The organism is Paracoccus sp. M683 (genome assembly GCF_007096355.1).
In the GTDB taxonomy this organism is placed as follows: domain Bacteria; phylum Pseudomonadota; class Alphaproteobacteria; order Rhodobacterales; family Rhodobacteraceae; genus Paracoccus.
In genome coordinates this window covers 1-261 of sequence record NZ_VKDF01000075.1, presented here as the reverse complement: position 1 = coordinate 261, position 261 = coordinate 1, and the positions used below count along the sequence as shown (strand labels likewise).

1 pseudogene is annotated in these 261 nt (G+C 54.8%); it reads right to left on the bottom strand.

Annotated elements, in window-relative coordinates:
- A pseudogene (locus FNJ84_RS21850) lies at positions 1 to 122 on the bottom strand (IS5/IS1182 family transposase); the annotation flags it as partial.
- Positions 123 to 261 lie beyond the last annotated feature (139 nt).

Sequence of the window (261 nt, the reverse complement as noted above, 5' to 3'; positions counted from 1 at the left end):
GGTGCGGCCTCCCAGCTCATCTCGGGATCGAACCAGATCGTCAGCGATCCGCGGCGCTTGAGCGCTTCATTGTAGGATGGCCAGTTCCTGGTCTTGTAGGTTGGAGGTGTGGGTCTGCTCATGGATTCCAGCTACCACGCTGGATTCATGAGATGAATCCCAAAAGGGATTTGTGCAACATGTATAACCGCCCCTTGCGCAAGAGGGTATTTGGGATCTTTTTGGCGCGTAGTCGGGTGCTGACATGTATCCGGCCTTTGA